Source organism: Pseudomonas putida S13.1.2, assembly GCF_000498395.2.
GTDB lineage: Bacteria > Pseudomonadota > Gammaproteobacteria > Pseudomonadales > Pseudomonadaceae > Aquipseudomonas > Aquipseudomonas putida_Q.
In genome coordinates this window covers 887251-908749 of sequence record NZ_CP010979.1, presented here as the reverse complement: position 1 = coordinate 908749, position 21499 = coordinate 887251, and the positions used below count along the sequence as shown (strand labels likewise).

Annotated in this window: 27 protein-coding genes and 1 pseudogene; 2 read left to right on the top strand and 26 right to left on the bottom strand. The window is 61.5% G+C overall.

All coding sequences use genetic code 11. The features are described from left to right. Positions 1-22 precede the first annotated feature (22 nt). Positions 23-136 (top strand): annotated as a pseudogene (locus tag N805_RS30900) (integrase); the annotation flags it as partial. A gap of 292 nt (positions 137-428) precedes the next feature. Here the strand turns inward: N805_RS30900 and N805_RS04130 are convergent. The 4 genes from N805_RS04130 to N805_RS04115 all read right to left on the bottom strand — a co-directional run bounded on the left by N805_RS04130 (position 429) and on the right by N805_RS04115 (position 2084). Then, a complete protein-coding gene (locus N805_RS04130; RefSeq protein ID WP_019471789.1) occupies positions 429-728 on the bottom strand; it encodes a hypothetical protein in 300 nt (99 codons plus the stop codon). Continuing rightward, a complete protein-coding gene (locus N805_RS04125; RefSeq protein WP_019471790.1) occupies positions 725-1018 on the bottom strand; it encodes a hypothetical protein in 294 nt (97 codons plus the stop codon). Before N805_RS04125 ends, N805_RS04130 begins: the two co-directional genes overlap by 4 nt. Positions 1019-1083: 65 nt before the next feature. Beyond that, complete coding sequence (locus tag N805_RS04120; protein ID WP_019471791.1) at positions 1084-1599, bottom strand: DUF2514 family protein; 516 nt, start codon at positions 1597-1599, stop codon at positions 1084-1086. Beyond that, the gene (locus N805_RS04115; protein WP_019471792.1) at positions 1596-2084 is read right to left on the bottom strand and encodes a glycoside hydrolase family protein; all 489 of its coding nucleotides are present in this window, start codon (positions 2082-2084) and stop codon (positions 1596-1598) included. The genes N805_RS04120 and N805_RS04115 overlap by 4 nt, the downstream gene beginning before the upstream one ends. A 142-nt stretch (positions 2085-2226) precedes the next feature. Here N805_RS04115 and N805_RS04110 point away from each other — a divergent pair, with 142 nt between their 5' ends. Beyond that, entirely contained in the window at positions 2227-2685 is a 459-nt protein-coding gene (locus N805_RS04110; RefSeq protein WP_019471793.1) for a hypothetical protein, read from the top strand. Between the two features lie 36 nt (positions 2686-2721). Here N805_RS04110 and N805_RS04105 read toward each other — a convergent pair whose 3' ends face one another. From N805_RS04105 to N805_RS04005, 22 genes are all read right to left on the bottom strand, one after another. Beyond that, positions 2722-4686 carry an SGNH/GDSL hydrolase family protein gene (locus N805_RS04105; protein ID WP_155412670.1) on the bottom strand — a complete coding sequence of 655 codons (1965 nt, stop codon included), beginning with the start codon at positions 4684-4686 and terminating at the stop codon, positions 2722-2724. Between the two features lie 56 nt (positions 4687-4742). Further along, positions 4743-7796 carry a host specificity factor TipJ family phage tail protein gene (locus tag N805_RS04100; RefSeq protein WP_019471795.1) on the bottom strand — a complete coding sequence of 1018 codons (3054 nt, stop codon included), beginning with the start codon at positions 7794-7796 and terminating at the stop codon, positions 4743-4745. Then, entirely contained in the window at positions 7793-8170 is a 378-nt protein-coding gene (locus N805_RS04095; protein WP_019471796.1) for a hypothetical protein, read from the bottom strand. The genes N805_RS04100 and N805_RS04095 overlap by 4 nt, the downstream gene beginning before the upstream one ends. A 2-nt stretch (positions 8171-8172) precedes the next feature. Then, complete coding sequence (locus N805_RS04090; protein ID WP_019471797.1) at positions 8173-8652, bottom strand: DUF1833 family protein; 480 nt, start codon at positions 8650-8652, stop codon at positions 8173-8175. Beyond that, complete coding sequence (locus N805_RS04085; RefSeq protein ID WP_019471798.1) at positions 8649-9101, bottom strand: hypothetical protein; 453 nt, start codon at positions 9099-9101, stop codon at positions 8649-8651. The genes N805_RS04090 and N805_RS04085 overlap by 4 nt, the downstream gene beginning before the upstream one ends. A gap of 12 nt (positions 9102-9113) precedes the next feature. Then, entirely contained in the window at positions 9114-12758 is a 3645-nt protein-coding gene (locus N805_RS04080; RefSeq protein WP_230685704.1) for a phage tail length tape measure family protein, read from the bottom strand. 7 nt (positions 12759-12765) lie between these two features. Continuing rightward, positions 12766-13062 carry a hypothetical protein gene (locus tag N805_RS04075; protein WP_019471800.1) on the bottom strand — a complete coding sequence of 99 codons (297 nt, stop codon included), beginning with the start codon at positions 13060-13062 and terminating at the stop codon, positions 12766-12768. A gap of 56 nt (positions 13063-13118) precedes the next feature. Further along, positions 13119-13277, bottom strand: a complete 159-nt coding sequence (locus N805_RS30435) for a hypothetical protein (protein WP_019471801.1) — start codon at positions 13275-13277, stop codon at positions 13119-13121. Between the two features lie 10 nt (positions 13278-13287). Next, on the bottom strand, positions 13288-13497 hold the full coding sequence (locus N805_RS04070) for a hypothetical protein (protein WP_019471802.1): 210 nt from the start codon (positions 13495-13497) through the stop codon (positions 13288-13290). 47 nt (positions 13498-13544) lie between these two features. Further along, a complete protein-coding gene (locus tag N805_RS04065) occupies positions 13545-14018 on the bottom strand; it encodes a hypothetical protein (RefSeq protein ID WP_019471803.1) in 474 nt (157 codons plus the stop codon). 76 nt (positions 14019-14094) lie between these two features. Further along, positions 14095-15258 carry a phage tail tube protein gene (locus N805_RS04060; RefSeq protein ID WP_019471804.1) on the bottom strand — a complete coding sequence of 388 codons (1164 nt, stop codon included), beginning with the start codon at positions 15256-15258 and terminating at the stop codon, positions 14095-14097. A gap of 94 nt (positions 15259-15352) precedes the next feature. Further along, a complete protein-coding gene (locus tag N805_RS04055; protein ID WP_019471805.1) occupies positions 15353-15553 on the bottom strand; it encodes a hypothetical protein in 201 nt (66 codons plus the stop codon). After that, positions 15546-15725, bottom strand: a complete 180-nt coding sequence (locus N805_RS04050; RefSeq protein WP_019471806.1) for a hypothetical protein — start codon at positions 15723-15725, stop codon at positions 15546-15548. Before N805_RS04050 ends, N805_RS04055 begins: the two co-directional genes overlap by 8 nt. Before the next feature lie 120 nt (positions 15726-15845). Further along, the gene (locus N805_RS04045) at positions 15846-16259 is read right to left on the bottom strand and encodes a phage tail terminator-like protein (protein WP_019471807.1); all 414 of its coding nucleotides are present in this window, start codon (positions 16257-16259) and stop codon (positions 15846-15848) included. Next, on the bottom strand, positions 16256-16675 hold the full coding sequence (locus N805_RS04040) for a hypothetical protein (protein ID WP_019471808.1): 420 nt from the start codon (positions 16673-16675) through the stop codon (positions 16256-16258). The genes N805_RS04045 and N805_RS04040 overlap by 4 nt, the downstream gene beginning before the upstream one ends. Beyond that, positions 16675-17058, bottom strand: coding sequence for a hypothetical protein (locus N805_RS04035; protein WP_019471809.1), 384 nt, complete (start codon positions 17056-17058; stop codon positions 16675-16677). The genes N805_RS04040 and N805_RS04035 overlap by 1 nt, the downstream gene beginning before the upstream one ends. A gap of 1 nt (position 17059) precedes the next feature. After that, the gene (locus N805_RS04030; RefSeq protein ID WP_019471810.1) at positions 17060-18061 is read right to left on the bottom strand and encodes a phage minor head protein; all 1002 of its coding nucleotides are present in this window, start codon (positions 18059-18061) and stop codon (positions 17060-17062) included. Further along, positions 18058-18576, bottom strand: a complete 519-nt coding sequence (locus N805_RS04025) for a DnaT-like ssDNA-binding protein (RefSeq protein ID WP_019471811.1) — start codon at positions 18574-18576, stop codon at positions 18058-18060. Before N805_RS04025 ends, N805_RS04030 begins: the two co-directional genes overlap by 4 nt. Positions 18577-18618: 42 nt before the next feature. Continuing rightward, positions 18619-19011: a hypothetical protein gene (locus N805_RS04020; RefSeq protein ID WP_019471812.1), complete on the bottom strand. Its 393-nt coding sequence runs from the start codon at positions 19009-19011 to the stop codon at positions 18619-18621. Between the two features lie 2 nt (positions 19012-19013). Next, positions 19014-19940, bottom strand: coding sequence for a DUF2184 domain-containing protein (locus N805_RS04015; protein WP_019471813.1), 927 nt, complete (start codon positions 19938-19940; stop codon positions 19014-19016). 12 nt (positions 19941-19952) lie between these two features. Further along, positions 19953-20387 (bottom strand): structural cement protein Gp24, encoded by a 435-nt coding sequence (locus N805_RS04010; protein ID WP_019471814.1) that lies wholly within the window; start codon positions 20385-20387, stop codon positions 19953-19955. Positions 20388-20390: 3 nt separating this feature from the next. Further along, positions 20391-21494, bottom strand: a complete 1104-nt coding sequence (locus tag N805_RS04005) for a DUF2213 domain-containing protein (RefSeq protein WP_019471815.1) — start codon at positions 21492-21494, stop codon at positions 20391-20393. Positions 21495-21499 lie beyond the last annotated feature (5 nt).

Genomic DNA, 21499 nt, shown 5'->3' with positions numbered 1-21499 from the left:
TCCACTCAGGGAAATACGGGGAAAGATCGCCGGTCATGCCACCGAAGGTATGACCAAAAACTACCAGAAGGGGCATGAGGACGTGGTGTGGTCGGAGGTCGAAGCTGACCTCGATATCGGCGAAATCGCCGGATAGTTTTGCGCATGTTTTGCGCGGGCACAAAAAAGCCGGTTTAGCTAACCGGCTTAAGTGTCTGATTTTAATCAGGAATAATGGTCGGGACGGAGTGATTCGAACACTCGACCCCTTGCACCCCATGCGTGGCAGGCAGCCGTAGCTGCTTGAAAGCATTGGTTTTTCCGCCAGACGCTCGCTGCAACGATGTCTAACGATGAAGAACCGAACAGAACAAAGTCACTTCAAAAGTCACTGGCCCCCGCCAGCCCGCCCACGGCGCTCTGCCGACCGTTTCCCTTCCTTTATATAGCTACTCACAACTGTGCGGATTTCCGGCACCCTTGATCACCTGGTACCCGGCATGGTGGTCAGGCTCGTAATCGCCGAAGAGACCGATAGCCCAGGCCTCCTCGTGCTCCATCAGCGCCCACATCCTGCCCGCCTCGGCAAGCTCGAGCATGTCCACCAGGTCATTGTCATCGACATCCCGGCGCCGGTGAGCGGCGTAGGCCATCTCACTGAGCACCGCAGCGCGGCCATCGGGATCGGTTATCAGCGCGGTCTGGTCGCCCAGTTCGACCAGCCACCCCTTTGGCAGCCCGGCCATCATTCCGCCCTGCACCACCACGACTGCGCGTACATCACGCCGTCGATCTCCTCGATGCCGTTGATGTTCATGCCGAGCTGGGCCATGCCGTTGACCCTGGCATCGTGAAGCCGGGGTATCACGTCAGGCCCAGGGGTCGGGTTGAACACCCAGGCTTGAGTCGCGACCCGGCCCAGCGGCTCACTGTGGTGGTCGCCGATGTGGATGTCTGCCCGGAGCGGAGTGATCTTCCCGAGCTGACTGGTGGGGATGGCCACGCCATTCACGCGGCGGCGGACGAGGAGGAAATACATAGGGCACCGATACTGTACAAAAACACAGTATCTTATAGGCGGATCCAGGTGCGGGGAATTGCCGATCAGCGGATGGTCTTTATGCCATCGACCACCGACTCACAGGCCAGGCCGGCTATTCGGCTTCGCTCAAGCGCTGCTGCGCAGCTGCCCGCCATTCGGTCAGCGTCTTCAAGCAATCCCCCGAGCACCACGACGGCAGAGGCTCCTGCCTGGCGCTGCTGGGCAGCGATGGCACCGCAGGTTGCTGTTCGGCCGGCGCGCAGTCGGGCGATTTCGCCGCGCAGCCCACCAGCAGCAGACTCAGCAGCAGCGGCGCGGCCTTGGGCCACTTCCAGTTGTTGTCGTGCACTCTCACCCTCCTCATCCGCCAGGGCCTGGCGACGCTGTTCTTCCTGTCTCGCCTGAGCGGCGGCGCGCCGGTCGCGCTCGACCACCTCCAGGCGGTAGTCGGCCAGTTCGGCCCTGGCTGTCGCGACATCGCCATGCGCCAACACAATCCTGTACTGCTGCCCACCGGCCACCATCACCAGAGCGATCAGCCACCAGCACCAGGCCGGCACCGCTGCCAGCCAATTCACGCCAGTGATCCGCCGAGCTCTTTCCACTTGGCCAGGAGCTTGTCCAGGCGGTGCGGGTTCTGCCCATAGTCATTGCCAGGGAAGCTGGCCCAGATGTTCGAGCACTTGGCGATGGCCTGCTGGAGTCGACCGGCCTTTATGTCGTCCAGCGCCTTGCGCTCACGGATCTGCTGCAGGGCAACGCGGTCCTGGTTCTCCGGAGTGAAGCCGCCAGCCAGGCGCAGGCTCACCCGGTATGCGTCCCAGTACCTGGCCAGAAGCTGGTAGCGGCCGGCGGCCGTGCTGGTCACCGGTTTCCCGTTTATTGGATAGGTCAATTTCTTGCGCGGGTGATCAGCGTAGCCAGTGAACAGGCTGCCGCCATACAGCACGTTGTAGCCGTCGTCGCTTGCCCTGATGGTCGAGGTGCCTTCTGAGAAGGCGATGAGATCCAGAAACCGGAGAACGTTCGCGCCGCCGGCCTGGGCTTCGGAGATTCGGGCCATGGTCATTTCCTATGGGCAAAAAGAAGCCCGCTCTGGGCGGGCTTTGGGGAGGATCTGCAGCATCTGCTGCTCGGCAATTGGCATTCTTCACTCCATAACAATTCATCTACTATTCTTTGCCCAACCAATGTCAGGTGCCGTCATGTCCAATTACGAATCCACGAAATTCCAGGCAGTGAACTGGGCTAACGAAGCTATCAGGATTGGGAATGAGCTGATCGGCGGTAGCGAATCAACCCCAAGGATGAGGTCTGTTCTTGATGAGCATTTTTTCCTAACCTCAATCACAATGCTAAACAGGATCTGCAAGTACATTTCTGAAAACTCGCCAGACCAGGATGAGGTGAAAGCTGCAGTAGATTTTTTTGATAAATCTACAGACGCCAGAGATGTCCGAAATAAGCGTGAGCACTTCGACGAATACATTGACGGCAACCACAAGCGCCAAGCCGAATTCGTTGTTGAAAAGAACGGGGTGTCAGCGGACCTGACGTCAGCATACGTTGATGAGCACGGCTACCATCTCGGTAATAAGGCGACCATCCAGGTTCTGATCAAATCCTGCGAGGATCTGCTGACGACGATTAAGTCGCCCTGGTAGTAAAGAAATGGCAGGCGCCTGAGCACCTGCTTTTCGCTACATCGCTACCCAGGCACCAGCGGTCCAGCGCCACCATCCGACAGTCCCGGTCTGCAAGAACAGGAAGCCCTCAGGAGCGGCGGTTATAGCCGCTCTGGTTGCAATCGGACCCACGTTAGGGATTGAACTGTTTACTGCCGTCCCTTTCAGTCCAAGCGCTACGTCTTGCATCACTGTCTGTATGGCCTTGGCGCCGTCCGTAACGGTTATCACCTGCCCCGGGATGAACTGCGAGCTCGATACCTCGGCCGCCGAATAGCACAGATCTACCGGGAACTCGGCCGACGAGTGCGTGGCCACCAGGTACAGGTCCGACGTGGCGTGCGAGACACGGAAGTTCGAATAGCTGCCGTCGAAGCGCGATGCAATCGAGTTGATAGCAATCGTGTTGCCCCGCGTCAGGGTGGTAGTTGATCCGCCGTTCACCAGATACCCGGAGGCTGGGCCATCCGGGCGGTTGAAGATTGCCGAGAACGGCCCTGCTGCCTGGAAATGAACCTCGGTACCGGTCGGGATCTTGACCGAGTACGGATAGAACTGCCGCAGGTAGATGTTCGGCGTCTGCACCACGGTCAGTGGCTTGCCCAGGCTATGACGAAGTCCGGACAGACCGAACGAAGCATCAATGCCGATCGCGCCTCGGCGGGCCTTGTTGACCTTGAACTTGTCACGCGGCAGACCGTATTCGTCGAGGATGGCATCACACATGATCTGCGAGATCATCCGGGTGGCCGGCGCCTGGTAGTGCACGTTGTCCGACCAGAAGTAGTAGCTGGGCGTGTTGGCGAACAGGTTGTAGAGCGTGACGAACCGGACGCCGTAGAAGTCGCACAGCCGCTTCAGGCTGCTGTTCCAGGCCACTGCTTTATCTCGATTCGCCTGCGTGCCGTGGTACGGAATCGACTGCACGATAGGTCGAATGCCGCCGACCAGAAGGCGATCAATCTGAAGCCTCATGTATTCAAGGTACTGCTCACGAGAAAAGCCCTGGGCAATATCGTTGGTGCCCCACGCCAGAACCATCACCTGCGGCTGGAAGGTAGTGATGGCGTTCTCCAGGCCGTTCCAGCCGAACTGAGCAGTCTCACCAGGCGAACCATCACCACGCACCCGACCTTCGGCGTAGTAGACGTATTCGCGGAGCTTCATCTCGACGTTGGCCGGGGTGGATCCCTCCCCCAGCGCCGTGACGCGATTCGCGCTGGCGTCGCAGAACGCAGTGTTCGAATCCCCCCAGAACGCGATAACTGGGCCTACGCGCCAGAAATACGAAGCATCGAACTTCTGGAAAGCCTCTTGCGGGAACAGGATGCCCTTCGTGATCTGATCGTGGGCCATAGTCGGGTCGCCACCTACTTCCATTGCACGTACGAATCCACGGGTCTCCATGTCCTTGCCTTTGGATGTGACGGTCGTGGAAATCGGGTAAACGCCCGCGTTGATGTCAAACGCCCAGGCTGTGTTGATTCCTGCATTCAAGTTGCCTGCCTGGTCAGCGGATCCGGTACCAGTTGCGCCTGAATCACGAGCGTTGGGAACAAGCTTTAGGGCCAGTTCCTGGCGCAGATAGGCGTCGCCAACTGGAACGAAGCTACCGCCCTCAGTGGTCCAGTTTCCGGTTGTGGTGTAGGGAAGGCTGAGCACTGGGCTTGCCCGGTAAAATTCACCATCTTTTCGGAAAATCTGGTTATAGGCGGTCAGATTTATGCCGGCTGCATAGTCGCCCATGAATTGGTATGCGCTATCAGCCATGAACTGGTCAAATGCAGCCTTTCTGTCCTCCTGGGCTGCATCAAACAGCTGCTCCATGCCTGCGAAGGATTTCCTTGTCACGCCAAGCCTGTCGATCCAGGTCGGCGCAGTCCCATTAGCTGCGAGGTCCAAATTTCCCGCATTGTCATGAAGATCGAATGGACTGCTCGAACCGTCCGGCTCAACTGGGTTTCCAGTGCTGTATCGCATATTTTCTCCGGGCATGAAAAAGCCCGCACAAGGCGGGCATGCTCGATAAGGTCCGGTCAGGCCGGTGGGAATTGGTCGTCGTAGGTGTAAACGCGGGCGTCGTATGGCATGCCCTTCATCGCCCTGTTGCCGTTGGCTGGGTCGGAACTGGTAATCAGCACCGGGTAGGCCCAGCGCGAGGCCGGTCCGAACAGGATGTGAGGCGGCTCAAGCGGGCCATCCACTTCTGGGGTGAAGTCGAGTGAATCGACGCGGACCGTGTACGGATCCACCTGCGTGGCAGTCCAGGGCCCGGATAGCGTGCCGTCCAGCTTGCGCACGCCGATCCGGTGCTCGCCGCCGGCACTGAAGTCCAGCGGTTCCGATGAGGTCAGCAGCGTTCCCGATCCGGTTACCTCGAAGGCCAGCAGGATTGCGCTCTGGCACCGCTTTGGAGCGTCATCAGCAACGGCCGCGAAGCTCAGATAGCCGCTGTTGCTGCCGTCCATCTCGGTTTCCCAGGTGTAAACGTCGGTGCGGAACTTCTGATGGCCACGCCGACGCATGCCGATGCGCCACGCCCGGGTTCGGTCGCTGACACCCGGCATCTTGATCTTCTCGACCTTTGTGCCAAGGTCACCTGGCCAGCGGCACTCAACCGTCTCCCAAGCCCATGTTTCGCGGGAGAAGTACTCCACATCCACGCCGTCGAAGTCGTTGATCGACGGCATGGCGCCGCTGATCTTCAGCATCTTGGTCATGTTCTGTGGCGAGTAGGTCTGCGTTTTCGGGCCGTAGGTGACGTCGAACGCTGCCCGGGCGCTGTCTCGCACCGGTCGCAGCAGGCCCCTGAAGGTCACCAGCTCACCGAAGCTGCACGCCAAGGCGTTGTTGATCATGTCCTTGACCGTGATCGTCGAGTCCAGCGTCTCATCGTAGGTATCGCCGCGGGCAACGCAGTTGTTGTGGAATGCCTGCCACTCGGGCAGATCCAGATCATCGTCCGTGTACCCGCGCTGCTTCAGCTGATAGATGCACCATGGCACGATGTCGCGGCTTGGCCCAGCACCGCCCTCCATCAACGGCAGGATGCGGGTTGCCTCGACGCTGACCTGGCTCTCCGACTGCGCAGACAGCCGGTCACCTCCACGGATGTTGCAGGTCATCACCGTCAGTCCCGGGTAGCTGGTGGGCGAGTTCTGCATGCGCCCGCGCAGGTCTGTCCAGGTGGCGTCATCCCGCGCTTCGTCGTTGACTCGGCCAGGCCGATCAACGTAAAGCTCTCTAATCCTTGCCTCGCCACGCATCGGGTAAGGCGCAGTAGTCCTATTTGTGAATCCCTGCGCATCAAGCGACCCTCCTGTGTGGGCCTTTTCGATAACGGTCCAGTCGCCGGCGATATCCATGTCCCGATACTCGAACACGTGATATGCAGTGACTTCGTAGATCTGTCCCTCTCGACCAATTCCGCATAGGCCATTGGCAAAGGTGACGGTCCACTCGATATCGGTAATCTTTTCCCCTTCCGGGCATAGTGCAAACGGACCTCGGTAGCCGCCCTGAAGGTTCGATGCGTCCAGCGTGATCAGGCCGTTCACCGTCTGCATGGAGCTGAATCCAGGCCAGCCCGCGTCGGTAGACCCGGACGAGGTCAGGCGCTCAACCTCGAGCAAGCTCGTACTGAAGGCCGTGATCCGGTAGCGAAGACCACGGGGCCCTATGGTTGCGAGGCCCTGGCCCAGCGCCAGGCCCACCACAGGCGACCCGCCGTCGTAGTCCAGCGTCATTTCCGCTGGCTGCTCGGGAATTCCGCTGGTCGTGGCCGTGCCAGTCACCCCGACCGGAGACGATCCCAGGATGGTTGATGCGCCGGTCGCCGTGATGGCCTGCCCAGCGAACGGGGTGAGCTCAACGAAGCGCAGGAGCCCGCTGCTCTGCTGCGCCTGGAATGGCGTGCCGCTGAGCAAAGTATTCAGGGCAGAGACCAGGCCGGTGAAGTCGGTCGTTGCTGTGTTCAGCGTCACCGGGTAAGTAGATGCTCCACGGACCAGGCTAAAGCTCAGCGGCGTGACGTCGAAGTCGTACCGGCTCGGTGCGGATGAGCCGGTCAGCGTCGAAGCGGTGCCAGGGTCTGCCGGAACGCCTGGGCTGTATGGCGTGTAGCTGTGCACCACATACAGGCCCGCATTTGCACCGGCCACCTCGATCAGCATGCCTGCCGTTGGGTTCAGCATTTCCAGCGGACCACGCACGATATCGCGCCCCGCGCCGCCGTCGATCACCGTGTAGGTGTACGGCGCAAGCACACGGATGATGATCCCATTCGACCAGTCGGCCGGGAACTGGCCGGATCCGGACGGCACGCTGATCGTATCGTCAACGAACTGGTAGGCCGAAGCCGTTGCCGACCTGGTGAGGTCGGTGGCCACGGTCAGCTCAAGGCCGGCCGAGCCGCTGGAGCTCGCCCCTACCTCTGGAACGTTGAACCAGTTGATATGGGCAGGATCGGCCGACAGGTCAGCGCCCGGCGGGTAAATGGTGAACGTCGCGTCTGCGCCCAGGGAGATCAGCGGGGTTTCGCCCACCTTCACCTTGGCCAGCGGCACGTCGTACTCGCCCTCGCCGATGTACAGCAGCATTTCAACGCGCTGGTCACGCGGAGAGACATGCGCCCGTCGGGGCTGGGTCAGATACGACGGATATACCCGCTGGTGGCCCGCGATCTGGCGCACCGGCTCGCCCAGCTTGACCTTGTTGCCCTTGGCGCTGGCCTCTGTCAGTGGGTCACCCTGCTGGGTGCCGGCGCTGGATGGCATGCCGGGCATCTTGGGCATGATGGACTTCAGCACCGCCTTGGCGCCTTTGAACAGCGCGAAGGTGATGGAAAACGGGTCGGTGCCCTTCGGCTCGCGGTAGATCTGCAGCAGGTCGGCAGGCTTAAACTTCACCTTGTGCCACAGGCGCTGATCGATCACCTCATCATTGAGCACAACGCTGATCGGCGGGCTTTCCCGGCGCTCATAGGATGGGGCAAGGGACTTCAGCCATTCCTCGATAGACATGCGGCGGTCGGTCTTCCAGGTGCCGAGCGGCGCCGTGTCACTCAGCTTGTTCGGATAGAACTCGATCATCGGTAGTACACCACTTTCGGGTGAGCGGCCTCGAACTCGCCGGTCGTCCGGAGGCAGGCGCCGCCGGGGTTTGTGTCCAGCACCTTCAGGCGCCCTTCGCTCTCCACCACCACCCCAACATGCAGGCAGAGCGAACCGCGGAACACGGCAGCAATGGCCCCAGGCTCCGGGGCGCACTCCTCCATGCCTTGGCTCAGGTCGTGATAGGCGGCGGTATTGGCCCTGAGCCTGTTCTTGCCCACGGCGCCGAGGCTGGGCAGCAGCGGCAGGCCGAACACCTCGTGGCGAACGGTGATGCACATCCCCCAGCAATCGAAGGCGATAGGCCCCCGTGCACCCTCGCGATACGGGGCGCGCATGAATTTCTCGATCATGGTTAGAGGTACTTCAGGCCAGGTGCCAAGGTGGTGGTCAGCACGGTGCGCAGACCGTTGGTGTTGAGCAGGTCGAAGAAGCCGGCGGTCAGCTTGGCAACATCGTCCTCATACTCCCGGCTGAGCAGCGTCATGCGGTACCGCTCTTGGGGGAACGTCAGGTCTTCGGCCAGGTAGCGCCGGAAGGTGATGATGAAGCGGTCGTCGGCCGCCTTGGCCTCCTCCACGACCTCCTGCACCTCGCCAGTCACGTTGTCCAGCCCAAGCACCAGGTTCTGGAAAGCGCTGTTGTCGTTCTTTGGCAGGGCCAGGTCCATGGCCATCGCAATGAACGTCAGCGTGCGGCCGTCCTCGGTGGTGCACACCCGGTCTTCCCATCCCGAGCAGTACAGGTGGGATACGGTGCCGCCCTCCTTCCTGGCCTCGATGGTATCGACCAGCTCGCCCCTGCCCGAGGCGTAACACTCCTCGATTAGGCTCATGCTTCCGGCCACTCCTTGTTCATAGCGAGGTCGATCACGTTCTTGTTCAGCCAGTACTGCGGGAATTGCTCCCAGCCCTCTGGGATCAGCGGGCGCTCTTTCAGCTGGACCGCTGCCGAGTAGCGCCATCTGGTGATCTGTGTCAGGTCGGGCCCGGACGGGATGCTCTTGAAGTGAGCCTGGTAGGTCGTGAAACCGGCAGGCGTCTGGAGCTGGATTTCGAACCACTCCAGACCGTTGTTGATGGTCCGGGCATACCACGCCTCAAAAAGTCCGGCCTCGGCCTGGCTGAAGTTGAAGTTGAAACGCACCTCGGTCGGGACGTAGCGGTGCCGAACACGATACCGCGTCCGCCCAGTGACCATCTGGGTGGCCCGCATCGGATCAACCGTGCTCAGGCCATACCCCTCCTGCAGAGGAAGTGGCAATTCTGCCGGGTATTTAATCATTGCCATTCCTCGTTAGGAGCCAGTTCGCCGAGACCCGTATGCGCCCTCGTACGCATCAACCACCTGTCCGTAGCCAGCCGAGAACTGGCCGGCCACTTCCTCGACGGCTGCCTTGACGATCACGTCGATATCGCCGTTTGAGCGCTGGCGGGTTTCGACCTGGCTGTTGTTGTAGTTGTGGATGTTGATGCTTTGCTGGATGCCAGAAGCTGAAGCTGTGCCGGACTGGCTCTGCGAGCCGCCAGCCATGCGCGCCGCAGTGATCGGCGTGACGTTGCCGGTGCGCAGCGCCTCGACCGCAGACACGCCGCCGAAACGACGGATATCAGCCTGAGACCAGACCACCTCACCCTTGTGCACCACTCCCGCCGGTTCGTACTTTCCGCCTGAGCCGGTGTAGCCGCCTTCGGAGAATCCCTTGAGCAACGCATAGGCCGCGACCAGCGCGGTGCCGCCCACAACAGCAGCGGCGCCGAATGTACCGATCGATGCCACGAGTGCGGCTGGAGCCCAGGAGGCCAGAGTTTCAGCAGCTGCCGCCAGGTTGGCAGTAAGCACGGTGCCGATGGATGCCAGACTGCTGGTCGTGGTGACCGCGTCCGTTGTCAGCTTGGCGGTGGTCTTGACCCCCTCCGCCGCTACCGTCTGAGTGGCTTCCGTCTGAATTCCGGCGAGTTTCAGAGCCTGCATGACAAGGAAGCGCGCCGTGATGTCGGCGAATGCACTGAGCATCGAGTTGGCGATGGTGCCCGCCAGGTTGCCGAAGGCATCGCCAAGGCTTTCCGTACCCTTGATGATCCCCTGAATGCTGCCGGAGATCGACGAAGTGGTGTCGCCAAGGATCGACTCGGTAGCCGCCCGTGCCTGCTCGTTGTAGTTGGTGGCGATGTCGACGTAGTTCTGCCACGACTCGGAAACCCCAATCAGCCATTCGCCACGCATCGCGTCCTGCGCGGTGTAGTAGTTCTGCTGATCGACCAGCCGGGTTGCTAGCGCAGCCCGCAGGGCCTCTGTCTCACCCTTGTAGAGATCCGTGTCCTCGGACGTAGGGTTCTTGATCTGGTTGTAGTCGCGGCTGAGCTTGTCCAGTTGCTTCTGATAGTCCTGGCGGATTTTCAGATCGTCCTGGAGTCGCCGGCGCAACCTGTCGCTTTGCCCTGCCCCGGCCAGTTCTACTTCCTGGCCCTCGCGCGATAGCTCCAACTGTGACTGGAGGTTATCCGTGAAAGCCTTCAGCTTGGCCTCGTTCTCCAAGCGGGTCTGGGTCAGCTGGTTGGCCTTTTCAAGCTCAGTGTTCTGCTTCTGCTGGGCCAGGTTCAGCTCAGCCATCGCCAGAACCTGCTTCTGCGACGTAGTGAGGGTCTTTTGCTCCTTGAGGTTGGCGATCTCGGTTTCGAGCTCGATCAGCTTCTTGGCTTCGGTGCCGAGCCTCTGGGTCTGGTCGACTTCCCCCGCAATTACGCGGCTCTGCTGTTGCAGCACGGCGTAGCGCTGGCGTGCCTCGTCCAGCATGCGCTGGCCGGCGTCTTCCTTGACCGGCTTGGTGGTGCTCGAATCCTTGTAGACCGGGTTGTTGCGGATGGCCTTGAGCGCTGCTTCCTCTTCCTGCCTGGTGATGACGTAGCCGGCAGCCCGGGCTGCGTTTATGCGCTTCTGCTCATCCTCAAGCGCCTTGTTCATCTTCTGCTGTTTGGTGAAATTCTGCTCGATGTTCTTCTGGTGCTGCTCATAGGCAATCTGGCCTTCGCGCTGAATCCTGGCGTTCTCGGCTGCCGCGCGGGCTGACTCCTGCTCGGCCTTGGTTTTCTTCTCGTATGCGTCGAGTTCGGCCTGAAGCGCTGCGATTTGCTTCCTGTCGTTCAGACCCTCATAGCCAGTATCCAAGTTCGACTTCAGGTAGTTGATCTTTTGCTGGATGGCCTTGATATCAGGGCCTTGGTTAGACTCCCTGCCGATATCCAAGATCGCATCCCAGCCAGCCTTGGCCGCACCAGCCACATCATTCCAGGCCCGTTCAAGAGTCCCGAGGTTCTCCTTAATTGTCGAAGATCTCTCGGTGAACGCCTTTGCTAATGCCTCTTGCGCTATCGCCGCCGCTGCATCGCTATCACCCTGCTCCTTGGCGGCCTTTATTTGCTCAAATACCGAAGCGGTGAGGAAGTTGTACTTATCGTTCAGCTCGGCTACGGCGCGTACCGGGTCGTCAGCCAGCCGCGCAAACTCGGCTACGGTTTCGGACACTGCCTTGCCGGTTGCCTTCTCGAACGAAACAGCGGCAACCGCAATTTCCTCGAATCGATCTATGGCTATCTTGCCCGTGGCGGCAATCTGAGCCAGGGCCGCGGCTGCTCCACCAGTGGTTCCAGTAACTGCGCCGACACGCTCTGCCATGGCAGCCAGCTCGGTAGTGGTGGTGCCCGCTGCGTTACCAGTGACTACTAAAGCTTTGCGGAATTCATCCTGCTCCTTCGACCCTTGGTAGTACGCCACACCGAGAGCAGCGACGGCGGCAGCAGCCAACGTGAATGGGTTTACCAGCCCGAGCACGTATCCGCCCATGGCCTTCGCGGCGGCACCAATTCCTCCGAACGAATCCTTGATCTGCGAGCCCTGTTGCAAGAAGACCGTCAGCGGTGCTTGACCGCCTTGTAGGCTGATGAAGATGTCGGAGAACTGCGCCGGCAGCATTCGCAGTGCGGCTGCATTCTGCTTTGCAGTGTTGCCGGTGCGGTTCAGCCCATCGTCGAAACCGTTCAGGGCAGCGCGCGCCTGGTCAATCTTGCCTTGATATTGAGCGAAGGTGTCGGCATCAAGGGCGCCGATCTTCTTCTGTTGCGCCAGTTTGCGCTCCTGCTCATCCAGGCGGTTGAGGGCTCGGGTGGTCGGGTCGATTGCAGCGAGAAGATCGTTCAGGCTTTCGGCCTGCGCCTCGGTGGCCACCTCTGCCTGCCGATTGGCGGCTGCTACCTTCTGAGTCGACTCAGCCAAGCGTCCTTGATTGGCCGCGAGCACCATGTTCCCGGACAGCAGGCCCTGCTCTGCCTCAGAAAGCCCGGTAGCTACGCTTGCGAGGTTGCGCTGCTCCTGCGCGGCCTTCACCGAAGCGTCAGCAATCGCGAGGATACGGGTCCTGGCCTGCTCAGCCGTTTCGCCCACCACCTTCTGGGCATTCGACACGCCGGCAAGCGAGTTCAGAGAATCCTGCAGCCTTCGGCTGTAGGCGTCAAAGGTGGCTGAGTTGATCTGCCCAGAATCACGAGCCTGAGCCAAGGCTGCTTCTTGGGCGGCCAAGTCGTTCAACTTCTTGGTGAGTGGATCGATCTTGCCGAGAAGGCTATCAAGCTCTTTTCGCTGATTTGCGGCGGCTTTCGCTGCTGCGTCAGCGCTCTTGGTCGCTGCATCGTTCGATGATACTGCCTTGTCGTTGGCGGCCTGGACCTTCGCCAGCGACATGGCCAGGTTCGAATAGTCACCGCCGGACTTCCTGAGCGTAGAGCTTGCCCTCACGCCAGCCTGCTCCAGCGCCTCGAGGGCCGACCGAATGTCGTTTACCTGCTGCTCCGCACTGCGGCCATCAACTTCCAATTCGAGGCGGGATTTCAACGCCATGGCTTTCTCCAGGCATAAAAAAACCCGCCGAAGCGGGTTGTTGTTCATCGGGGCTTCAGTTGAATGCCTGGTAGCACTCGGCAAACGCCTCGTTTCTGAATTCCACAACGGCTTTTTCTTTAAGCCGCGCGCTCAATCCTATAGGCGCGCCGTATGCCTTCATGACGACAGCATTGGAAAACTTGCTCTGATCTCCAACGGAGGCCATGGCATCCTCCAGCAGGTCTCCACGTTGACGAGCCTCCATAGCTTCTCCTGCCATGGCAGAGATCTTTTTGCACTTGTTCATGTTCTCGTCAGCGTTGGCAGCCAGAGAAAAGACAGCGAGGGCAAGTATCAGTAATTTCTTCACTACGGTCCTCCTTGGTTTTGCTCAAATCTATCACCAGGAGACCTGTGCCTGCACGACTACGTCAGCTTCGACAACCCCGCAGCCTCTTCAAGCCGGGACAGGCGGCGCTCAAGCAGCTCATCTGCCCTGCGCTTCTCCTCGATCATCGCTTCAGGCGAAAGCGGGGTATCGAGCTCGCCCGTTCCCTCCTCCGCCTGGCTCTGCTGTTCTGCCATGACTCCTCCGTTAATCGTCTTCTTCCGCCAGTGCGGCCTCATCCAGGGCGAATATCACCTCGTCGACGAGCCGCCTGGGCAGGGGCAACGGGTGTACCTCAAGCCAGTCAGAGATTTCCCGCGCAGATAGCCTCAGCGGCTGTACTGATGCTGCACCGACCAGGTAGCGCCGGCCGCGCGCCGCATTTCGGAACGCGTTCAGCAGGCTGCCGGTGATCACATCCAGTTCCGGCTCATCCGGTACCGCGATGCGCAGCTTCTGGTAGATCAGGCTTCGTTTTTCGGTTCGCTGGCCCCATTCCCGCTCCCATTCGAAGCGGGCGACAGCTTTCCCTTGATCTCGTCCTGCTCAGCCAGGTTGTCGGCGGCAATGGCCGCGGCTCGGCGCAGGACGAAGTAGAAGAACTCGGAATCACCACGCAGCATCTCGGCGCAGGTGTTTTCGCTGTAGGCCAGGGGCTTGCCGTTCTCGTCCTGGGCACCTTGCCAGTCTTGGACGATGAAGGAAGCCAGGAGCAGGCAGTGGTTATCGTGCTCGGTCTTTTCGCCCTCGATCACGCCCACCGCCTCCTGGCCGAACTGGGCATCGTTGCGGGCCAGGCGGCGGCGCATACGCTCCAGGGCGATCTGGTACTGCTGGTTGTCCAGCGGCATCAGCAGAACTTTGGTGTCGGCATCGAACTCTTCCCAGCGCGCTTCTGCGTTCTTGCTGGAGTCGACCTTTTTCAGCTTGAGAGCCATGAATCATCCTCACGCCACGCCATAAAAAGGGCCGCTCCGGACGGCGTTTACCCGGAGCGGCCAAAGGTGATGCGAGTTATGCGGTGACCGTGATCGCCGAGGTGGCGGTCTTGGTCTGGTCCGACACGCTGGTGGCGGTGATGACGGCCGACCCCGCGGCCACGCCGGTGACCAGGCCGGACGAGTTGACCGTGGCAATCGACGGGGCCGAGCTGCTCCAGGTGACGCCCTGAGATGCGCCCGATGGAAGCGCAGAGGCGGTCAGCTGGCGGGTTGCTGCTACGGCAATCGAAGCAGTGGTCGGGGTCACCGACACGCTGGTGACAGGCACGAACGGCATGCGGGTGATGGTCGGGGCCTGCTTGGCAACGGTGTAGTTCAGCGTGACCTCGATCAGATCGCGCTTGCCGCCGTTCGGCAGGTCGCCATCGACCTCCAGCGCCGGAAACGACAGGTCATAGCGGTTGCCCAAGCTGTCAGTGATCGGGAACGCCACCGCGATGGTCTTGCGGCTGAAGGTGTTCTTCCAGATCTGCCAGGCGCGATTCGACCAGGCCATGGTGATGGTCCCGGTGATGGCCGCCTCGGTGGCGATCTGCGCGCCTGGGCCGAGCTTGCCGTTACCGATACAGCGCTGCGCCTGCAGGCTGTTGTCGAGGTTGACGGTCAAAGCAGACACACACGCCTGACCCTCCAGGCTCTGACCATCCACCGTGATGGAGCCAACGTTCTGATTGCTCATGAACGGCGTGGTGGTCGGCGGGCTGATGGACGCAACGGTATTGGTGTCGCCATCGGCGTAGTCCAGGCCGGCCATGGTGAAGGTGGCGGTGATCTTGCCGTCAGACGGGATATCCAGGGCAAAGACCGAGGCGTGCATGCCCTTGAACAGGGTGTACACGTTCACGTCGTTGAAGTTCTTCGCGACGGTGAAGGTCCGGCGCGTGCTGCCTACGGTCAGAACGTCATCGTCCCAGGTGCCGTAGAAGGCCGCTTCCAGCAACTTGTCGAAGGTGCTGTAGGACAGTTCGCCTACCAGGTCACCCTGAATATCGGTGCTGGAAACGACCGAGCCCTGGCTGATGCGCGATTCGGTGATCTCGTCGCTGACCTGGGTGTTGACGGTCGGCGACAAGGTGTTGCTGGTCAGGCGCAGGGTATCCCAGTCGCCTGTGGTCGGGGTGATGCCGGGGGTGACCTCGGGAATGAGGTAACTGGTGACGCGTGCGCCCGAACTCATCGGTGCCTCCTTAGATCGTAGTGATCCGGGGAGGCGTGGCGACCAGAGGGGCCTTTCGGCGTGTCTGGTCAGCGTGCCCGGTGGTTCAGGTTATTCAGATGTTCAGCTCGACCTCGACCGAGGTCAGGATTTGCCGGCTTACCTCGCCGAAGGTGGTGAGGTCGGTGTACTGGAGATTGACGTACTCGACGCTGAGCCCGGTCTTCTCGTTGAAGGCCTTTATCGCGCCATGAATCTGCTCTGCCAGGATGCGGCGCTCTTCACGCACCTGCTCGATGGTCATGCTTTCACTCATGGCTGCTCACCTTGATGATTGTTGGGATTGGGTCGCCAAGCGCCCACACAACCTGCTCCCCATCAAGCAGATCAGGCTCTTCGCGTGTTGCGCTGCCGAACGGGCCGCGCTTGTCATCGCGGACGAAGTAGCTGGTGCGCTCTACGACCTTTCCATCAATTCGAACTTGCATCGCCGCCCTCCTTCGCCGAGAGCCAGCGCTCCCATGCGGCAAGCGCAGCCTTAGCCGCGCGGATCAAGCTGCGGTGCAGCTCCACGGTTGTCTTGGACATGGAATCCTCTGTATCGCTGGTCAGCCGGCGCGGAACCGGATGTTCACGTTGATCTGGTGGTAGCTTTCGAAGTCGCCCACCTCCTGCTGGGATGCCTCAAGGCACTCGATGTGGCCGCTTTGCCAGGACTGGAAGTGCTCAGACAGGGCATCGGCCAGCTTGTTGATGGCTGAAAGCCCGGTTGATCGGCGGCAGAAGCACTGGATCACAACCTGGCCAGGCCGGCGGTAATGCGGCTTTTCTGCCATGCCGGCAAACCCGGCTGTGGCGTACTGGATCTCGAATGCGCACCAGAGGCCGGTTGCGGGGGGATTGAACACCCCGCCATTCGGATATTCGGCGTTCGGGTACTCAATCCGGGCCTGCTCGATTCCGGTGAACGAAGCCATCCGGGCAGCGAGCGTCTTGCGGACTGTCTCGAAAGGTACGGTCATCTCAGCTTCTCGGTAACGGCGATGAAGGAAATCCCGTACACGCCTTTGGGTGCCATGCGGCTGTATCCGTCAGGCGTGATCTTGATGCTCGGGCCGCTCGGATAGCCGCCGAACTCGATGATCTCGCCGTACACGCTGTTGTTCTGCACGAAGACCGTGCTGAAAGGTTTCAAATCTGTCAGCGCAGCACGGGCCGCACTTCTGGTCTCGGTACCAAGGATGTCCAGCTTGGCGTTGACGCTGTAGTCCTCGGAGCCAATCGACACGATGTTGTTGCCCATGTAGTCGCCGCTATCGATAGGGGCATTGATCGTGATCTCGTCGACCAGCTCGATGACGATGCTGCGCTGCATCTCCACAAGGTCTTCCTCGACCTGATCCGCGAACAGCACTGGCGACAATGACCAGCCGGCCATCAGGTTGCCCTCAGTTGAATCTGGTAGTGCACGCCAACCGGGTCTGTGACGGCCTCCATCACCCGGTACTGCTTGGCCTGGCCAGTGATCAGATCCGGCGCGCTGACAATGTGCTCGGGCGCCGGCTTGTCGGTCACTTCGTTGACCAAGGCAATCAGGCGGACATCGGTTGCCAGGATGTTGACCCCATCGACCTGATCCTTCTTGTAGCGGCTCAGCACGCCGCGGCCGTCGTAGGTGACCGGCTGGGCGGTGGTCACCTCCTCTACCGGATCCCAGACGCCTTCGCCCGGGTAGGTGCCGGTGAAGTCGCGCACCGCCTCAGCAAATGCTGTATCGAACAGGCGCCCGAACGACGACTGCATGGTGCTCTTGATCGGCATGTCACACCGCCTGGCTGATCTTCCTGAGTGAGTATTCGACGACGCAGCGGCAGCGGATGCGCTCACCCAGTGGAGCGCCCAGCGATGTGTCGCACGGGAACATCAGCATCGCGCCGCTCGGCGAGGTGAATGGCTGGTCGGCCATGACCACCTGTCCATTCATTGCTGCATGGGTGTGCCTGACCTTGTTGTCCCGCATGGATCGCCAGGTCTTGGCGAAGGTGTACATGCCATTGCTGCGCGCCGTGAGCTGCTTCCAGCCCTCCTCCCGGCCCTTGTTGTAGGCCTCGGAGGTATTGGTCTGGGCCAGGGCCTCGGCATAGGTGCCAAGCAGGCGCTGAGCGTAGGCTGAGGCCGCCCGGTCGATGATCGCCTTCGCCACCGGCCGCTTCTGCTCGATCGCTTCGCGCACTGCAGCGTCAAAGGCTGGATCACGACGCAGCCGGGTAAGGTACTCGCGCATGCGCGCCGGGTCGCCACTGGCCAGCTGGTCGCGCGCTCGCTGGGATGCCTCGGCAGCCGGCCCATTCAGGCCCACTACACCGCCGGTGCGACGCCCGGTCTGCTTGCTCATCCGACCTGCCAGGCTCAGCGCAGCGGTTCGCGCCGTATCGCCCCGGTCACGCCCCATGGACAGCACCACCCGCACAGCTTCGGCCTGCTCGCGGGCAGCCTGATCGCGCAGCGCGGCGGCCTGGCTGGCCAGGAACGAGGTAACGTCAGGGTGACCCATGTCGACCTCACGGCGCACGCCCGGGATGATGACCGCCACCAGCTCCTTGCTTGCGCCCCTGGCATACACTGCGCGCAGGCGCTCGACCAGCAGAGCGAATAGCCCGAGGGACAGGATTTCGGCTATCCGGTCTTCGTCGTTGTCCGATACCGCCTGCTCGAGCTCGCTGATGCTCACATAGCGCACAGTCTGCGCGACCTGTTCCAGGTAGGCCTGCTGCACCTCGATTTCAAGGCGCTCGATCTCAGCCTCTACCTCGGAGGCCTTCATACGACAAACACCGCCACACCGCACAGCCTGTTACTGCGCAGGAGCGGTGCCACCAACTCATCCACTACGGTCAACACCGGGCGCGTCGGGACGCCGCCATCAGTCGAGGCCTGGTACTCGATCTCCAGCACGTCGACCTTCTGGCGCTTGATGGCCTCGGCAGCCACGTAGTCAGGGCTCAGGCTGCCAGGATTCACCAGTTCGCGCAGCGCCGCCTCGTAGGTGGCCCGTTCAATCTCCGCTGGCACCTCGTCAGGCGGGATAGCCGCGCCTTCGTTGTCCGTTGCGCCGGTGCGGGGCCACTGGAGCTCCTGCGCCCGGCCACCGGTCTTCACGCCGGGGAACATCGACTCCCAGCGACCGCAGCTGTTCTGCTGCTGGTACTTTCCGTCGATGTAGGCCGATGCCCTGATCAGCGCCGCCTGCTTCGCTTCGTCACTGCCGGCCCAGGCAGCATTCGCCCGGGCAGAGTGGTAGGCGTCGGCGCCTGCGACGGATCCGTAGAATTCTGGCATCGGGATGTCTCGAATAAGTGGGCGGCGAACCGCCCGGGGTTGTTACGGTTGCTTGGCCAGTTCGGCCTGCAGCTCTTCCAGGGTGACGTCGTCGCCGACATCAATGCCCTTTTCCTTGAGCTTGGCGATGGCCTCTTCCTTGGCCTTGGCTTCAGCCTCAATCAGGCGCTCTTGCAGGGTTTTCAGGCTGGAGTTCTTGCCAGCCTCGATACCCAGCGCCTTCAGCTTGGCGAAGAGCACTTCCTTGTCGGCTTCAGGCTCTCGGGAGTCAGTGGCGTCACTGACAGCCAGGGAGCCCTCCTCGACCAAGGCGGAGATGAGGTGGTGGGACTTGAGCTTGCCCCACCCCTTTACCTCTACCTCTTCGCCCAGGGGCAGGAAGGTGCCGTCTGGCAGGTGCAGCGGGTTTCGACCGTTGTTGGTGATCTTGGCCATGATCAGATCCCATCCCCGTACTTGACGAGGTTCGGTTGACGGATGTCCAGGCCGCCCAGGCGGAAGATGCCCGGAACTTCCCAGCGGATCGGACCAGCCTGGTAGGCAGGCAGGAAGCGGTGAGGCATCGGGATGTGCATTTTCAGCACCGATGGGTCGCGACGGTAGCCGACCATGCGTGCCGCGCCGCTGCCACCGGCAGTCAGCAGGCCGTAGATGCCGCGAATCATCAGGGGGCGCCCAGTGGTCTGGGTGTAGATGTTCGACTGCATGACGAACTGCAGGACGGTCATGGTGGTGTTCGGCATTACGGTCTGGGCCAGCTGCTGCAGCTTCTCGAACGGCAACAGCAGGGTGTCGGCGATCGAGGTGTACAGAGTGCTGGAGTAGGTCGGCATCAGAACCGAGTTGATATCGGCAATCATCTGCTGAGGGGTTGCAGTGGCCCAGTTGCCGGTGGGCACCACGATGGCGCTCACGTTGCTGTTGGAGATCAGGCCCTGGAAGCCTTTGCGTGCGTCACCGCGCAGCGCGACGTTGTCGACCATCTCCTCGTACGCGCGGCGAGCGGCGGCGGCGTCTTCTGCCTGCAGCGGCAGGCCCAGCATCTGAGCCTGGCTGATCTCTTCCAGGCCAAAGCCGTAACCGATACCGGCGGTGTAAACGCTGGTCTCGAGCTTGGAGCGTTCGGAACCGGCGCGCGGGATGTCATCGGCGTTGCCGTTGATCCAGTCCGCCTTGCCGAACTTGTCGCTGGAGAAGTAGGTGACGGTCTTCACCCACTCGGGCGCGGTGTTGTCGACCGGGATCAGCTCGGCGTACTGGATATCGCCGTAGACGATCTGGTTGACCTGACGCTCGATGTGCGTGGTCTGGCTGAGCACGAAGCCAAGCGCAGCCTGGGCATCGAGCAGTTTGATTTGCGACATGCTAGACGCTCCTTACTTGATGAAGATGTTGGCCAGCGCGCCCGCGGACGCCGATGTGTCGAATCGGCTGTTCGGGATGGCGACGTTGCTGGTCGAGACGTTGGTGAAGGCGCCGGCCGGGGTGAGGTAGACCGGATCGCCAGCGACCACCGCGACCGATGCGGTGACGGTGATTGGGCCCTTCTTCAGGATCCGCGCCGACTCATAGCGGGCGTACTGCTCGCCGGCGAGCACGGAACGGTCGCGGGTGGTCACGCCGATGAAGCCGGATCCGGCGAACAGGATGCAGCCCTTGTCGTCTGCACCCTGCGCGACCGGCAGGCCGAAGCCGATACCGGCCACGGTTTCAACGGTGCGCGAGATCAGGTCGGCCTGCGTCATGTCCGGGATGTGCCCGAGCTTCTTGGCCGGAATGTTCGCGGTGTAGTTGGTCTGGATGGCTGGCATGGATCAGGCCCCCTTTTGTGCTGGAGTTTTCCAGGCGTCAGTTGTGCGCTGCTCATAGGCAGCCTGGCCGTTGTCGCCGAGGGCTTGCCGACCGTCCTGGCTCAGCAGGTGCTGACGAACCGGGTCTTTCGCCGCGTCTTCGGCCAGGATGTCGAAGCGGGCGTCGATGTAGGCTTCGGGCTTGCCGGCTACAGCTGCGTCGCCCAGCTTGGCGATCACCACCGCCTTGCGGATCTCGGCATCGCTCTTGCCGGCGTAGTCGCCGTCCGCGATGGTCTTGGCCTTGGCGATCAGGTCGCCTCGGGCCTTCACGCGCTCGTCGATCTGCGCGTCAGTGATCTGCTTGGCCTTCAGGTCGTCGATCTCGGCGTCCTTCCTGGCCAGGTCAGCATCCTTGGTTGCCATCGCCGTGGCGTGAGCGGCCTCGGTGGTGCTGAGCTTGGTAGCAGCGTCGGCCAGGCGGCCTTGCAGGGTGGCGATGACAACGGCGCCCTGGTCGGTTACTTCAACCGGGATGCCGTCGACGGTAACCGTCTTCAGGGTCATGGGTTTTTCCTCGGGGGTTGGGGTGTGTTGTGGCCAGGAGTCGCCAATGCTTGCCCGGCTGCCGGCCCGCCCGCGCTGAACGATGGCGATGTGGTCGGCGATGATGTTGGTTTGCTTGGCCTGGTACTTGGTGCCGTCGGGGGCCTCCCCGTCCTCCCAAACCAGTTCACAGCTATAGCCCACGCTGAGTTCGCGCTTGCCGGCCTGCACCGCAGCCACTGCTTCGCCGTCGGTGATCTTCAGGCCGATCTTGAGGTACTCGCCGTCGCGCAGGACCTCGTCACCGGTGGTGCCTACGGCCACCTGCTTCCAGTTGGCGGCGGTGACCGGCTGGCCAGGGTGGTCGTTGGTCATCGGGATCTTCGAGAACGACTCCAGAGAGCGCTTGGAGAAGACCTCATGCTCGTCGCGGTAGACGTTCACGACCTTCAGATCTGGCCGGCCTACTTCCGCGCCCAGGTACTGCTGAATGCCGGTGCGGGCAGTGAGTGCAAAAGCTTCCAGGTAGCCGGAATCGTTCAGCCTGGTGTCGCCCAGGCTGACTGTGTCAGTGATGTGCATGGTTT